The organism is Desulfacinum hydrothermale DSM 13146 (genome assembly GCF_900176285.1).
Lineage (GTDB): Bacteria > Desulfobacterota > Syntrophobacteria > Syntrophobacterales > DSM-9756 > Desulfacinum > Desulfacinum hydrothermale.
The window spans coordinates 107,281-122,408 of the sequence record NZ_FWXF01000005.1 but is presented as its reverse complement, the minus strand read 5'-3'; the positions used below and the strand labels follow the sequence as shown (position 1 = coordinate 122,408).

The window sequence follows — 15,128 nt, the reverse complement described above, 5'->3', positions numbered from 1 at the left end:
ACCCCAAAAAAAAGTCAGCCCTCGGGTTGATCCGCCGGCTTTTGGCGCCGATTGAAACGGTTCATGGCCGCCTCCAGCCCTTCTTCCAGCACCGCCAAGGCCGCGATTGCCGCCCGATCCACCATCTCCTTCACTGCCGGGAGCTGGTCGGAATAGAACCCGTCGAGCACATAGGCTTCCACCGGCTCTCCGTAAAGGGGCCTTCCGATGCCGAGCTTCAGGCGGGCAAAATCGCCGCCGCCCACAGCCTGGATGATGGAAGCCACCCCCCTGTGTCCTCCGGCTCCTCCTCGGCGTGCGATCCGGATGCGCCCCAGGGGCAGGTCCAGGTCGTCGTGCACCACCAGGAGGGCCTGGGGGCGGAGCCGGTAGTACCGGAACAGGGCACCGACCGCATCGCCGCTGCGGTTCATGAAGGTCATGGGCTTGACCAGGACCACCTTGCGGCCCCCGATGCGGCCCTCCCCCCAGTGTGCCGGGAATTTCCGGTCCTGCATGGGGATGGAAAACCGCTCGGCCAGCTGATCGATCACACAGAATCCCACGTTGTGGCGGGTCTGTGCGTATCGGGGCCCCGGGTTTCCCAGCCCAGCAATCAGGAACGTGGTGGTCTGTGGAAGCGTCTCGTGACTCATGGCAGTTGGCGGGGACAACCCCCTACAACCTAAGCCTCTGTCACCTCCTCTCCACCTTCAGTTGACTCCAGTTCAGCACCTTCTTCGGCTGCTTCCTCGGCTGCTTCGCCGGCGGGAGCGGCCACTGTCACCACGGTGTAACGCCCTTCGTCCAGCAGCTCGAAGGGATACTTATCTTCCAGATCGGAGATGTGAATCGATTCTCCCACATCCAGCCCGCTCACGTCCAGCGTGAGTTTTTCCGGAATCTCGGTGGGCAGGCAGCGGATGGACAAGGTATGGCGGATTTGGTTCAGCATGCCGCCCTTTTCCACCCCCACGGGTTCACCCATGAGCTCCAGGGGCACATCCACGGCGATGGGTTCATCCAGGGGCACCTCGTGGAAGTCCAGGTGGATCACCTTGTGCTTGTAAGGATGCAGCTGCAGCTCGCGGATCATGACCTGCTTGCGTTCCGTCTTTCCGTCATGGTCCACCACGAGCGGGATCAGACGGGACTCTTCGCCCATTTCCCGAAGGCATTTGGCCAGAAGGTTCTCGGGGACGCTCAGAGCCAAGGGCTCCGCCTTGGGGCCGTAGCAGATGGCGGGGATCCAGTTTTGCTGGCGCAGGCGCCGCGCGGGGCCCTTACCGGTTTCGGTTCGCACTTTCGCTGTCAGTTCAACACTCATTTTGTTTTCGCCTCCCAATGAATAAAACACCTAAACCCGTGCGTTCAGGTGAAGAGCTCACTTACCGAGGCCCCCTCGTGGGCCTTTTCGATGACCCGTGCCAGAATGGGCGCCACCGTCACGGTTTCCATCTTGATGTCGCCGGTCCCACGGCTGCGGAGCGGGATGGTGTCTGTGACCACGACCCGCCGCAGCGGGGAGGCGCCGATGCGCTCCAAGGCCCCCTCCGACAGAACCGGGTGAACACAAAAACCCACCACCTCCACGGCCCCTTCTTCCCAAGCCGCCCGGGCGGCTCGGCACAGCTTGCGTCCGGTGACCACCATGTCATCGAAGATCACCACCGGACGCCCTCGCACCTCGCCCACCACCACCGGCCGGCTCCAACTCGTTTCGGCTTCCTGGTGGATGATGGCCAAAGGCAGTTGGAATCTTTCCGCCACAATCCGAGCCCGGGCCACCCCCGCGGCGTCAGGGGCCACAATCACTTCACGCCCGGTCAGCACCTTGGCCAGTTCGTCGGCGAAAATCCATTCGCCGGGGATATCGTCCACGGGCACCTTGAAAAAGCCCTGGATCTGGCCGGCGTGCAAGGAGCACGATATGATCCGGTCCACCCCGGCGGCCGTGAGCAGATTGGCCACCATCTTGGCCGTGATGGGCACGCGGGGCTTGTTCTTCTGGTCGCGCCGTGCATAGCCGTAGTAGGGAATGACGGCGGTCACCCGAGCCGCCGAAGCCCGTTTGAGCGCATCCACCAGAAGCAGGAGCTCCATGAGGTTTTCGTTCACGGGTCGACAGGTGGATTGAACCACATACGCGTCGGCTCCCCGAACGTTCTCATGGATCTCCACGCGAATCTCCCCATCGGAGAATCGCGACAGCAAGCATGAGCCCAGCGACAGACCCATGCAGCGGCAAATGTCTTGCGCCAGTGTCGGGTTGGACGAACCTGCGAATATCCTGATGCGATCAAGCATGCGCCGTCCCGACCCCGTCTTCCGTCGAAACCGCCCGGCCCCAAGGCCCCTGGCGTTGGCTGGGGTGGGAGGATTCGAACCTCCGAGTGCGGGTTCCAAAGACCCGTGCCTTACCCCTTGGCGACACCCCAACTCTCATGCGCGGATTCGACCCCTTCGCGGCCCGTCAGCGTAACGACCGCGGCACTCCACCACTCGGGCCGGTCTCTCTTTGCCAGACTTTCGACGGCCTGGGCCTGTTCCCACGCCTCAAAGACGCCAAAAACCGTAGGGCCGCTTCCACTCATGAGCGCCCCTACGGCCCCGTTTTGCAGCAGCCAGCGCTTGATACCCTCGATCACCGGGTGCCGGGAAACGACCTCCTTTTCCAGGTCATTTTCCAGGCATGGCGCCGGGTTGCGGGGACAAGCCAACAGCGTGGCGATTCTAATTCGGCTCCCCCCCCTTGTCAACTTTAATCTCCCATAGGCCCAGGCAGTGGAAACGTCCACCGGCGGCTTGATGAGCACCAACGGATAGGAGGGGAGATCGTCCACGGGTTCCAGTGTTTCCCCGATGCCGGTGGCCAGAGCCGGGCGTCTCAGAAGGAAGAAGGGCACGTCGGCGCCCACAGTGGCGGCCACCCCGAGCAGTTCTTCGGGCGACAGGGGATCGAGTGCGCACTGGTTGAGAACAGAAAGAATGGCGGCGGCGTCGGAACTGCCCCCGCCCAGGCCGGCAGCCCATGGGATCCGCTTGGTGAGCCGAACCCGAAGGCCCACCGGCCGGCTGGTTCTTTGGAAGTACGCTTGGGCCGCCCTCCAGACCAGGTTCCTCTCGTCCGTTGGGACCCCGGGCATATTCACTTCCAGGCGGGTTTGGGTATCGCCGGGATCGATCTGCACTTCCAGGGTGTCGTAGAGGGCCACGGGAAGCATGAGGCTGGACAGGTCGTGGTATCCGTCCGGCCGCTTGGCCAGGACCTCCAGCCAGAGGTTGATCTTGGCCGGTGTGTGGACGACCTGGAGCGCCGGCACGTCCCTTGCCCGTTCCGTCCGCATCTTCATCTGCCGGCTCGTTTCCTTGTGCCTCGGCCGGGCCGAGTCCTGAGTGGTCGACCCGGCCAAGGCGGGGATTTCTCAACTGGTGCTCTGTTTGACGAAACGGAGCCGCAGATCGTAGAGGACCGTCTGGAGAAGTTGTTGCTCGTCGCGTTCCAGGTTGCCCCGGGTCTTCTCCTCCAACATGGCCAGGGTGTCGATGATCTGTTTGGCCAGGCTCAAGTCCTTTTCCACCTTGTTGGTGGCAGGGTCGGGCACCTCTCCCAGGTGCACCAGAGCGGAAGAGCTGAGAGAAAAGACAAAGGTGGAAAAGGTCACTTCCGGATAGCGGTGCGCCTCGGAGGCGGCCTGGGAGGATCCCTCCCCGGCGGCGTCCCGGGGTGCCTGCTGTGCCGACGCCTGGGACGACTTTTCTTCCTGGGCCTCTTCTTTTTTGCCGTCGTCATCCAGGCCGTCCAAGGAAACCTTGCGACGATCGCGAACCACAAAGCCCTTCTTTTCCTGCTCTTCCATCTTGCTTCCTCGCCCTTAAAGCTCCAGTTTCTGAACGATGTTGACGTTTTCCAGCGCAAGCACTTCCTGGATCACGTTGTCGGTGACCGGGGTGTCCGTACGCAACAGGATGATGTTCTGGCCCCGTTCCAGGACCTGCCCCACGTCCATCATGGAGATGTTGATGTCGTGGCGTCCCAGGCAAGTGCCGATGGCCCCGATGGTTCCCGGGGTGTCGATGTTGTAGATGAGCACCAGGTGGCCTTCCAAGGCGGCCTCCAGACGAAAGTCGTTGATGCGGACCAGCCGCACATCCTTCTTGCCGAACAGGGTGCCGGCCACCAGGTTTTCGTCCTTGGAGGTCTTCATGTAGATGCTGATGAGGTTGGTGAAGTCCTCCGCCTCCTCGCGCGTGCTTTCCGTGACCCGAATGCCCCGCTCCTTGGCGTGCACCGGTGCGTTGACGAAGTTGACCTGGTCTCCCAGCATGGGGGTGAGGATGCCTTTGAGTACCGAGATGGTGAGGGGTTTCAGGTCCTTGGCGCTGCAGACCTCTCCCACGTATTCCACCGAGATCTCTTCCGGGGCCCCCGGAGTGATCTGCTGCACCAGGCTTCCCAGTTTCTCGGCCAACTGCAGATAGGGCCACAGAGTGGCCAGGACTTCGCCGTCGATGGCCGGCGCGTTCACCGCGTTTCGGATGGTTCCGTGGAGCAGGTAGTCGATCACCTGGTCCGCCACGGCCAGGGCCACATTCTCCTGGGCTTCGTCCGTGGAGGCGCCCAGGTGGGGGGTGGAGATGACCTTGTCCAGGGCCAGCAGCGGGTTGTCCTTGGGGGGTTCTTCCACGAAGACGTCCAGGGCGGCGCCCGCCACGATCCCTTCCTCGATGGCCTGGTAGAGGTCCTGCTCGTTGACGATGCCACCTCGGGCGCAATTGAGGACGAAGACCCCGCGTTTCATCTTTTGAAAGGCGTCCTTGTTGATCAGGTCGCGGGTCTCCTGGGTCATGGGGGTGTGCACGGTGATGTAATCGGCCCGGGCCAGCAGCTCGTCGAAGGTGACCGCCTCAACGCCCAGTTTGTTGATGGCCTCCGGCCCGATGTAGGGGTCGAAGGCGATCACGTTCATCTTGAGTCCCTTGGCGCGATCCGCCACCACACGGCCGATGCGACCGATGCCGATGATGCCCAGGGTCTTGTTGAAGACCTCCTTGCCCCGGAACTTCTTCTTTTCCCATTTGCCCGCTTTCATGGACTGGGTGGCCTGGGGGATGTTTCGACTCAGCGCCATGAGCATGGCGATGGTGTGTTCGGCGGTGGTGATCACGTTCCCCTCGGGGGTGTTCATCACCACGATGCCCCGCTTGGTGGCGGCGTCGATGTCCACGTTGTCTAGGCCGATCCCGGCGCGGGCCACTACCTTGAGCCGATCGGCATTTTCCAAGACTTCCCGGGTGACCTTGGTGGCGCTTCGGATCACCAGGGCGTCGTATTCCTTGATGGCCTGGCAGAGCTCTTCATGAGTGAGGCTGGTGTTGACCTCCACCTCCAAGTCGGGGATGGCCCGCAGCTTTTCTATCCCCGATTCGGCCAAGGTGTCGCTGACCAAAACCTTCATGGGTCCCTCCACTTCCCCCGGTTATTGAGGACGATTGTGGCAAAACACGTCTTTTCTCTTCACATTGGCAAGATCACTAGCACCGGGTTTTGGAAATCGTCAAGCGGTATCCGGACCATACCCCCTGGAAGTTGGTGAGACAGCGGGAGAAACGCCCCCTTTTTCGTGGCGTGGGCCTTCATGGCTGCGAAAAGACAAAGGCGGATCGCGTCCAAACGGGCCGGGCCATCCCGTGGTCTCCGAACCCCATGAAGGGCGGGCCGTCCGCGATGGCCCATGCCACGGCCGGGGGTCCTTGCCCAACCCCAACGGGCTGCGCCACGAGACATGCGTTCATCCCCCGTCTTTCGAGCAGGCCCCTGGAATCCGGGCCTTGCCGGGAATGCGGCGGACAAGGGTGGGCGTCGGCAGGGCCGGGGGCGTCCCTTTCCAGACGGCTGGGATCAGCCGGGACGCTCTTTCTTGTGGGGTCCTTTGAGGGCGTCGTCGATTTTCTTCTGCCGGGGGTCGGATTCCGGCAGGTGGGAGCGGGCCTTTTCGTAATGGAAGGCGGCGAGCTTGCGGTTGCCCGTTCGTTGATAGTAGCGGCCCAGGAAGTAGTGGGCGTCGCCCAGTTGGTCGATGCGCCCGTAAAGGATGCCCAGGTGGTAGTCCAGGAGGGGATTGTAAGGGGCCAGGCTTTCGGCCTTTTTCAGGTGCTGCAGGGCCTGCTGCCAGCGGCCTTGGTCCTGGAGGACCAGTCCCAGGCGAAGGTGCGCCACCGGCGAGTCGGGTTCCCGTTTGAGCGCCTCTTCCAGGGCTTTCGTGGCCTCGTCCAGGCGTCCCATCTTGTGGTACACGTCGCCCAGGGCGCTGAGGATAAGGACGCTGTCCGGCTTCCAGGCCGCCGCCCGGCGTAGATAGCCCAAGGCCTCTTTCACCTCGCCCTTGTCCAAGGCCAGGCGGCCCAGGCCATAGGCGGCCCCCACCCGGTGGGTGTCATCATGGAGCCACGCCCGGAAGCGGTCCCGGGCCACCGCCGGATCCGTATGGCGGCTCATGAGTACGGCCTGCACCAGTGGGAAATCCCCCATGGGATCCCGGACGGTGCAGGTCGCATGGGAGGTGGCGGCGTTCTGGGCCAGAAGCTCCAGGTACCCCAACCGTTCTCCCAGGGCGGGGTGGGTGCGCAGATAGGAGGGGATCCGGGAGTCGCTTTGCCAGCCCATCCGGTTCATCTTGCGCATGATGGAGACCATGGCGTACGGGTCGTAGCCTGCAGCGCACAGGTATCTGAATCCCAATCGGTCCGCCTCCTCTTCGTTTTCCCGGCTGAATTTGAGCGCCAGTGACTTGGCACCGGCCATGCTCCCCACGGCGATGGCCTGGGCGGCGTCGCCTTGCAGTCCCAAGAACGCTCCCGCAAGGGCTCCCGCCATGGCGGCGATGTTGAGTACACGCCCCTTTTCCAACATTTTTTTGACGTGGCGCGCCTGCACGTGGGCCACCTCGTGGCAGATGATACTGGCCAGTTCGGCTTCCGAATCCATGAGTTCGATGATCCCTCGAAACAGGAACACATAGCCCCCGGGAATGGCGAAGGCATTGGGGGTGCCGTCGTCGATGACGAAAAAGCGGTAGTCGTAATGGGTGGCCCCCAGGCTTTTCACCACCCGTTGCCCCACGGATTGCACGTAGCCGGCCACCTCTTGGTCGTTGATGAGGCGGTAGTGCTGGCGGATCGTCTTGAGGATTTCCCGCCCCAATTCCTTTTCTTCCTTCAGATCCAAACCCCAGGCGGACGGGGATCCCAGAAAAAGCGAAAGCACCAGCAAGCACACTACAAGGAGGGGAGCTTTTCGTTCCATGGGTTCAAGACTCTTTGACGGCAGTGGCTGATCTTTTCACACAGCCTCCTCAGCGGCTTTCCGAAAAGGCTCAGGATGACCGTCTTCTTCGTGGCGCAACCCGGCCTCCACAGGGCATGTCTTCTTTGCTCACGCCGCCCGGACGGTCTTACGAGGGACCCTCCAGGCGCCTTTGAAACACGTTCCAATGAGGCTGTCTGAGAACGTCAAACCATCCATTGGGGCCAACGCAATTTCGAACACTTAGCATACCCAAAACTTCTAAAATCGGCATTGTCGGACAAGCTCCTAGCCCGGCTCGTCCGGCCCCAGGCCCCGGTGGGCTTCCAGGGGAATCACCTTGGCGTCGGACCACAGGCTTTCCAGGTCGTAGAAGGCGCGCACCGGCTCGTAGAAGATGTGCATGATCACATCCCCGTAATCCAGGAGGACCCATTGGCCTTCCCGCTCGCCTTCCACACCGTAGGGTCGCACGCCCAGGTCCCGAAGCTTGGATCGCACCGCATCGGCGATGCCCTGGACCTGACGGCTGGAGCGCCCGCTGCAGATAATGAAATAATCGGCAAAAGAGGTGAGTTGGGAGACGTCCAATAGAACCAGGTCCATGGCCTTGCGGTCGTCGGCTTCCCGAACACAGGACAGGGCCATTTCCAGGGAGCTCATCTTGGGTTTGCTGGTCAGCGGCCTTTTCACAGAATCGATCAACCTCCTTCGTGGTCACGGCTGTTGCCCGTGGGCAAGTAGAGTCTCTTTCTTTCAATATAATCCAGAACCGCGTCGGGAACCAGGAATCGAATGGATTTGCCTTGCGCCACCTGGGTTCGAATCTGGGACGAGGAGATCTCCAGGCGGGTGGTCTGCAGGGGCCGAACCGGCTGGAAGCGATCCGAAACATAGTGGCCGGTGCGCTCATCCCAACGGTAGTCCGGACTCAGATGGTGTCTGAGAAAGTTCAGGGGGTCGCTGCACACCTGGGAAGGCCTCTGGAAAAAGGCCACCTGGGCCAGACGGAAGATCTCCCGGAAACGCCACCAGGAGGGCATCTCGAAGAAGGCGTCGGCTCCCACCAGAAGGATCAGGACGCGCCCGGGCGGAAGTTCTTCCCGCAAGGCGCGCAGAGTGTTCAGGGTATAGGATTTTCCCTGCAGGCGGCGCTCCACATCGGAGAGACGGAAGCGAGGATGGCCGGCGATGGCCTGTTCCAGCATCCGCCAGCGGTGTTCGAAGCCCACGATCTTCTGGTCGGGCTTGTGGGGTGGGACCCACGCCGGGATGAAGAGGCATCGATGGAGGGACAAGAGTTCCAGGGCCTCCTCGGCCATGCGTAGGTGCCCCAGGTGGACCGGATTGAAGGTCCCGCCCAGGATCCCGATGCGTCGCGTCCCTCCATCCCCCATGGTCTCTAGGTCCGCAGTTGCCCGGTCCCGAAGGCGATGAACTTGGTGGTGGTCAGTTCCTCAACCCCCATGGGCCCGAAGGCGTGCAGGCGGGACGTGGAAATGCCGATTTCCGCGCCCAGCCCCAGTTGGTAGCCGTCATTGAACCGGGTGGAAGCGTTCACCAGGACCAGGCTGGACTGCACCTCTTGAATAAACGCCATGGCCCGGTCGATGTTTTCGGTCAGGATGGCTTCCGTGTGGGCGGAGCCGTATCGGGTGATGTGCTCGATGGCCTCCGCCATGGATTCCACCACCTTGACCGCCAGGATGAGATCCAGGTATTCGGCACTCCAGTCCTCTTCCGTGGCGGGCACACATTCCGGTACCAGATCCCGGGTGGCCGGACACCCCCGCAGTTCCACCCCCTGGCCACGGAAGGCCTCGGCCATGGGCGGCAGGAAGGCGGAAGCGATCTTCTTGTGCACCAGCAAGGTTTCCATGGCGTTGCACACGCCCGGGCGCTGCACCTTGGCGTTCAGGCAGACCTGCTGGGCCATGTCCAGGTCCGCGGCCTCGTCCACGTAGATGTGACAGACGCCCTTGTAGTGCTTGAGTACGGGCATACGGGCGTTTTCCGCCACGAACCGGATGAGCTCTTCTCCACCGCGGGGAATCATGACGTCGATGTGCTCTTCCAACTTGAGCAGCTCCAAGACCGCTTGCCGGTCCGTGGTGCCCACCACCTGGACGGCCGCCTCGGGAAAACCCGTCTCCTTCAAGGATTCCTGGAGGATGGCGGCCAGGCATCGGTTGGAATGGATGGCTTCGGACCCGCCTCGAAGGATCACGGCGTTTCCGGCCTTGATGCAGAGCCCCGCGGCGTCCACGGTCACGTTGGGTCGGGATTCGTAGATGATGCCCACCACGCCCAGGGGGATGCGCATACGGCCCACTCGAAGCCCGTTGGGTCGGGTCCACATACCGGTGATCTGTCCCACGGGATCGGAGAGGGCGGCCACCTGCCGGAGGCCGTCGGTCATTTCGCGCAGCACCTTGTCGCTCAGGCGCAGCCGGTCCACCTTGGCCTTGGGCAGCCCCTTGGCCTCCGCCGCCTGGATGTCCTTGGCGTTTTCGGCCGCGATGCGATCCTTTTGCTCCAGGATCCGTTCGGCCGTGCGCTCCAGGAAGGTCCGCTTGGTCTCCATGTCGGCCTTGGCCATCTCGTGGGCGGCGGCCTTGGCCCGCTGTCCCATGGCGATCATTTCATCCCGGATACCCACCGTGTCTCCTCCTCCAAGTGTTGGTGAAAAAGGTGAAACCCTGGACCTGTGAATCGCGGTATGAACTGGTGTCGCCCGGGTGTTGCACCCGGTGTGTCACATGCCGTTCACGGGGGGGTCCACCAAAACGAAGTTGTTTCGATGAATCACCTCGTCCGAGTGCTTGTAGCCGATCAGCGTTTCGATGTCGTCGCTGTGATGCCCCTTGATCTTGTCGATCTCCGAGGCCTTGTAGTTGGTAAGCCCCACCCCCACCAGGGTGCCGTCTTCGGACAGGCACCGAACGGGGGCGCCCACGCCGAAGGATCCGCGCACTTGGCGGATCCCGATGGGCAGCAGCGACTTTCCCGATTTTTGCAACGCCCGCACCGCTCCCGGATCCAGCACCAGGTCGCCCGCCGGCTTGGGCAGATTGGCCAACCACACCTTCTTGCCATGGTAGAGCCGTTCCTTGGGAAGGAACAGGGTGCCCAGAACCTCGCCCTGGAAGAGGCGCAGCAGCACGTCCTTTTCCCGGCCCGGGGCGATGACCATGGGGATGCCCGAGGCCAGGCACCGCTTGGCGGCGTTCACCTTGCTCCACATACCGCCGGTACCCACCGATCCCGGTTGCGGGGTGGCACAGGCCAGCAACTTGGGGCTGAAGCCGCGCACCACCCGGATCAGGTTCGCATCCCGGTGGAAGCGGGGGTCGCAGTCGTACAGGCCCTGGGTGTCGGTCAGGTTCACCACCAGGTCGGCTCCCACGAGACCCGCGATCAGGGCGGACAGCTGGTCGTTGTCGCCGAACTTGATCTCTTCCACCACCACCGTGTCGTTTTCGTTGATGATGGGGATGATGTTCCAGTCCAGAAGGGTCTCCAGGGTGTTTCGGGCGTTGAGGTAGCGGTGGCGGTGCGCCAGGTCCTCATTGGTGAGAAGGATCTGGGCCGTGAGGATGTCGAACTTGTCGAAGGCCTCTTCCCAGGCGTGCATGAGAAAGGTCTGGCCGATGGCGGCCGTGGCCTGTTTTTGGGGGATGGTTCTGGGGCGTTCCTTCAGGCCCACCTTGCGCATGCCGGAGGCCACGGCCCCCGATGAGACCAGGACCACCTCATGGCCGCGTTGGCGCAGCTCCGCCACCTGGTCGCTCAGCCGGTGGATCATGACGCGATCCAGCCCGCGGGGACCGGTGAGCACGGCGCTGCCCACCTTCAAGACCACCCGGCGGCATCGCCCGAACCAGGACGGGCGATCCACGGAATCGCCGTTGGCGATGATAGTCGCCGGCGAGCGGCTTCCCTCTTGATCCAGGGTGTTCTGAGAGGTTGCGACCTTTTCTATTTCCAGTTCCATGGATGCGATACGCTTGCCTGTTGGGACCCCGCGGTGCGGCCGTCTTGGCCTTCTCCCCGCGGGGGATGGGACTCCGTTGCATCGGGGCCGGATCCTTTCCACCAGGGTGAATCTCAAGGCCCGGCCGGGCTCCGATGCCCTGGTTGCCTGCGGCCGTCAGGTTACCTGGAATCTTCGAAAAAGGGCAAGGAGTTTCCTCCCTTTCCGCCATCTCAAAGCCTCACGCCTCGCGTGCCGCTGGGGCCGTCACCCTCCGTTCGTCCCTTCCCACGGCACGGGCCAGGCCGGGATCGCACACGGCCTCGTCCAGCGTCTTTCCGGCAAAGACATTCATAAGCTCCCCGTAGGCCCGGCGAAAAAGCGCATCGGCGGCGCTCAGGGAGACATCGGCCGGGTTTTCTTCCGGGGATGGAGCGGTCCCGGGTGGCGCAAAGCGTTGGGCCTCTGCGGGGAATTCCTTTTCGAAAAGGTAGCGAACCACCTGGTCCACGGCGATGGTCGCCGGGTGCCTTTTCAGGACGTATCTTCCCGGATCCCGCCCGTCTTCCACCAGGATTCCCTCTTCGCAGAAGATGGTGGCCAGTTCCTCCAGTTCCTCCACGGGTACTTCCATGCGATCGGACAGCTCTTCCAGGGTGGGGGGATCCTCTCCTTGCATGAAGGTTTCATGGATGGAGAAGAGCAGGGTGAGGCCCAGGAAGGGCAGGGAGTATTTCTGACCGGTCAGGCCCTTTTCCTGGAGTCGCGACAGCGTCTTGAAGTTCTGGATGGCGTAGGCCAGCTGACAGCCCCAAAGCAGGATGATCCAGGTGAGAAAAAGCCATAGGAAGAAGAGGGGAACCGTGGCCAGTTGCTTGTAAAAATTGGTGACGGTCACGGCGCGGGCCACGTAGAGGTAAAAGGCCCGCTTGGAAAATTCCCAAAGCACGGCGGCGCTCAGGCCCGCCGCCACCGCGCTTCGGATCTGTACCCGCGTGGACGGCAAAAAGAGGTAGATGAGCGTGAAGCAGGTGGCCTCCACCAGCAGGGGTGCCAGTCCCCCATAGGCGGCGCCGGCCCACCAGTGGGTGTTCAGAAAGTTCTCCACCACTCCGCCCTTGGGCGCGATCAGGTTGCCCACCCAGATGGAGGCCAGGATGAGGAAGGGGCTGGAAGTGAGCAGCACCCAGAAGGCGGTCACCTTCTGGAAGTAGTGGCGGGTCCCCTTGGCCCGCCAGATGTGGTTGAAGACGCGCTCGGCGGTGATCAGGATGTTCAGGGCGGCCATGACCAGGCCCACCACGGCGGCCAGGTTGATGAGGCCGGCCGGTCCCGCCCGGAAGGCCGTGGGAGAGATGTACTTTTCCAGCCATTCCACCAGCTGGTCTTGGAATTCCGGGGCCACCACGGGAAAGACCTTGTCCTGGACGTATCGGATGATCTCTTCGCCGCCGCCCAAAAGCCCCACGAAGCTCACAAAGAGAACGGCCAGGGGGATGAGCGAGATGATGGTGGCGAAGGCCAGGCTGGCCGCCCGGTCGAAGCAAAAGTCCCGGTTGAATTTCCACAGGCTCAGGTAAAGGAGCCGACCCGCACGGGCCGCCTTCTCCCGTGTGGACGAGGGAATGTATCGCTTCTTTTCAAAGAGGGCGATGCGTATCCTTTCCACCCACCGCACGGTCCCCTCCTGTCATGAAGAGTTTCGGTTTTCAGACGTCTCCACCCGCCACGGCCCGCACATGGAACGGACACGAAACGTCCTGGTGCCAAACATAGCCCAAATCGCTGTCCACGTACCAGGCCGATCGAAAGGAACACCGGTCCGCACTCCAAAGAAAGCGGCATCTCCTGTCGAAGACGGGCTCCAGGCAATAGGTGTCCGGGTAACGGGGCCGCTGGAGCAGGCTGCACAGTTCGTCCACCGTGGGCAGGCGCCAGTCGGTGCGTCCGGCCCAGGCCCAATCGTTCAGATGGGCGATGTATTGCCGGTGGGAATCCCAGGAAAGTGGTTCCGGCGAACCCGCCCGCTGCCACACCCGCCCGGTGGCCCGGTCCCGAACCGTCAGGTCGTGGGGGTCCAGATCGGAGACGGCTTCACGTTCCGGGCACCACAGGGGATCGAGCTGGAAGACCTGCCTGGCGTTCCTGGCGCGAACCTTGACGGGGTTGCGCCGGAGTGCAGAGCCGGAGATGGAGCGGGGGGCGGCGTCGTGCCACAGGCGGCACACCGCGTCCAGTTCCCGGGCGAACCCGCGCTGCAGTTGGTCCAGATCCCGGACCATGGCTTGGGCGTTCGGGTACCTGCGAGAGGGATCGGGATGACATGCCTTTTGGTAAAAGGCCTGCCAGGGACCCGTGTGGAAGGGATGGGGCAGGTGAGAAAAGGACGGATCGTCGGGCAGCCTTCCGGTCAGGATTCTGTAAAAAAGGACGCCCACCGCGTAAAGATCCGCCGTCTTTCCAGCCGCTTCCGCGTCCTTTTCCTGTTCCGGGGGCGCATAGTAGGGGGTCCCCACGATCACCTGGGGCCGTAGGGCGATGGGGCGTCCGGGGATCCTGGAAAGGCCGAAGTCGATGATCTTGGCGTCGCCCCATTGGGTCAAGAGGACGTTGGCCGGCTTCATGTCTCGGTGGATGATCCCGGCCCGGTGACAGGCGTCCAGACCCGAAAGGATCTGGCGCACCAGACGAAAGCACTCCGTGGCGGGCAGAGGCCGGCTGGGGTCTTCCAGAGTCGCCGTCTCTCCGATGCGGTCCGCCAGGCTGTGACAGAAATACTCCATCACCAGATAGGGTCGTCCCGCCTCTTTTCCTTGGTCCACCACGCGGGCCACGTGAGGGTGCCGGACGGATCGCATCACTTCTGCTTCCTGGGCGAAAAGCCTCCGCACGGCACCTTCCCCGGCGGTCTTGAGCAGCAAGGGGTGGGGGTTCAGGATCTTGAGGGCCCGGAGGCGGCCCGAGTCCTCGTCACGCACGCGGAGGATGCGGCTCATGCCGCCGCGTCCCAGAAGACCCAGTACCGTGTATCGGCCGATCCTTCGCATCTTTTCCCGCTCGTTTCCATCACGCTCGAAAAGGCCGCTTCACCACAGGCGGTCGGCGTTGATGCGGGGAAATCCCAACGCCAGGATCTTTTCCGCCGTGGCGGCGATGTCGTAGGGCACGCATCGCACCTGGATCGTGTCCGATTCCGTATCCCACAAGACGTATTTGGCCCGATTGTCCCCGTCCCGGGGCTGGCCCACGCTGCCCACGTTCACAATGTAGCGTCGTTCGGGAAGGAGCTTCAGGGGCTGGGGCCCCGGCACTCCCCGTTCCAGATCCGTGCCGTCCCAGGAAATCCAGCGAAGGACATGGGTGTGGCCCACAAAGCAGAGTCTGTGGGGGTATGTTTCGAAAAGGTGGGGAAAATCCTCGTCGGAGACTTCAAACAGGTAGCGTGTGATGGAATCGGGCGGGCACCCATGGACGAAGAGCGCGTTGTCGCGTTCCAACACCTGGGGCCAGGTGTGCAGAAGTTCGAGGACCTGGGGGGAAAGGAGTTCCAGGGTTCGTTCCAAGGACCGCCGGGCCGAAGGGTTGAACCAGTCCCGGATTTCCGGCCGGATGGTCGCCAGTTCGTGGTTTCCCAGCAAGGTGGGAATCCCTTTGCGGGTGAGAACCCGCACCACCTGATCGGGCTCTGGGCCGTAGCCGATGGCGTCCCCCAGGCAGATCATCCGGTCCGGAGCCTGCGTGGCCGCATCTTCCAGGACGCGGCGCAAGGCCTCCAGGTTGCCGTGGATGTCGGAAAGAAGAGCGATCTTCATGGGTTCCGTAATCCCGCCTTCCAAAGTGTCGTCCCTTGCCCATAACATGGCGGCCGCG

General features: G+C 62.8%; 14 protein-coding genes and 1 tRNA gene. All 15 read right to left on the bottom strand.

Annotated elements, in window-relative coordinates:
* Nucleotides 1-14 precede the first annotated feature (14 nt).
* Nucleotides 15-653 (bottom strand): aminoacyl-tRNA hydrolase, encoded by a 639-nt coding sequence (gene pth / locus B9A12_RS06370; protein WP_245802372.1) that lies wholly within the window; start codon nt 651-653, stop codon nt 15-17.
* An 11-nt stretch (nt 654-664) separates the two neighbouring features.
* Nucleotides 665-1,306 carry a 50S ribosomal protein L25/general stress protein Ctc gene (locus B9A12_RS06365; protein ID WP_084057046.1) on the bottom strand — a complete coding sequence of 214 codons (642 nt, stop codon included), beginning with the start codon at nt 1,304-1,306 and terminating at the stop codon, nt 665-667.
* Between the two features lie 44 nt (nt 1,307-1,350).
* A complete protein-coding gene (locus tag B9A12_RS06360; protein WP_084057045.1) occupies nt 1,351-2,286 on the bottom strand; it encodes a ribose-phosphate diphosphokinase in 936 nt (311 codons plus the stop codon).
* A 56-nt stretch (nt 2,287-2,342) separates the two neighbouring features.
* Nucleotides 2,343-2,417, bottom strand: a tRNA-Gln gene (locus B9A12_RS06355).
* Nucleotides 2,397-3,332 (bottom strand): 4-(cytidine 5'-diphospho)-2-C-methyl-D-erythritol kinase, encoded by a 936-nt coding sequence (gene ispE / locus B9A12_RS06350; protein ID WP_084057044.1) that lies wholly within the window; start codon nt 3,330-3,332, stop codon nt 2,397-2,399. The genes B9A12_RS06355 and ispE overlap by 21 nt, the downstream gene beginning before the upstream one ends.
* A 72-nt stretch (nt 3,333-3,404) precedes the next feature.
* Complete coding sequence (locus B9A12_RS06345; protein ID WP_084057043.1) at nt 3,405-3,839, bottom strand: DUF1844 domain-containing protein; 435 nt, start codon at nt 3,837-3,839, stop codon at nt 3,405-3,407.
* 15 nt (nt 3,840-3,854) lie between these two features.
* Nucleotides 3,855-5,438, bottom strand: coding sequence for a phosphoglycerate dehydrogenase (gene serA / locus B9A12_RS06340; protein WP_084057042.1), 1,584 nt, complete (start codon nt 5,436-5,438; stop codon nt 3,855-3,857).
* A gap of 443 nt (nt 5,439-5,881) precedes the next feature.
* On the bottom strand, nt 5,882-7,285 hold the full coding sequence (locus B9A12_RS06335; RefSeq protein WP_084057041.1) for a M48 family metallopeptidase: 1,404 nt from the start codon (nt 7,283-7,285) through the stop codon (nt 5,882-5,884).
* A 288-nt stretch (nt 7,286-7,573) separates the two neighbouring features.
* Nucleotides 7,574-7,978 carry a ribosome silencing factor gene (gene rsfS, locus B9A12_RS06330; protein ID WP_245802371.1) on the bottom strand — a complete coding sequence of 135 codons (405 nt, stop codon included), beginning with the start codon at nt 7,976-7,978 and terminating at the stop codon, nt 7,574-7,576.
* A gap of 8 nt (nt 7,979-7,986) precedes the next feature.
* Nucleotides 7,987-8,682: a nicotinate-nucleotide adenylyltransferase gene (gene nadD / locus B9A12_RS06325; protein WP_084057040.1), complete on the bottom strand. Its 696-nt coding sequence runs from the start codon at nt 8,680-8,682 to the stop codon at nt 7,987-7,989.
* A gap of 5 nt (nt 8,683-8,687) precedes the next feature.
* Nucleotides 8,688-9,944: a glutamate-5-semialdehyde dehydrogenase gene (locus tag B9A12_RS06320; RefSeq protein ID WP_245802370.1), complete on the bottom strand. Its 1,257-nt coding sequence runs from the start codon at nt 9,942-9,944 to the stop codon at nt 8,688-8,690.
* 96 nt (nt 9,945-10,040) lie between these two features.
* On the bottom strand, nt 10,041-11,279 hold the full coding sequence (proB, locus tag B9A12_RS06315; RefSeq protein WP_084057039.1) for a glutamate 5-kinase: 1,239 nt from the start codon (nt 11,277-11,279) through the stop codon (nt 10,041-10,043).
* Between the two features lie 220 nt (nt 11,280-11,499).
* Entirely contained in the window at nt 11,500-12,927 is a 1,428-nt protein-coding gene (locus tag B9A12_RS06310) for a YihY/virulence factor BrkB family protein (RefSeq protein WP_170920393.1), read from the bottom strand.
* 40 nt (nt 12,928-12,967) lie between these two features.
* The gene (locus B9A12_RS06305; RefSeq protein WP_084057037.1) at nt 12,968-14,305 is read right to left on the bottom strand and encodes a protein kinase domain-containing protein; all 1,338 of its coding nucleotides are present in this window, start codon (nt 14,303-14,305) and stop codon (nt 12,968-12,970) included.
* A 39-nt stretch (nt 14,306-14,344) separates the two neighbouring features.
* Entirely contained in the window at nt 14,345-15,070 is a 726-nt protein-coding gene (locus B9A12_RS06300; RefSeq protein ID WP_084057036.1) for a metallophosphoesterase family protein, read from the bottom strand.
* Nucleotides 15,071-15,128 lie beyond the last annotated feature (58 nt).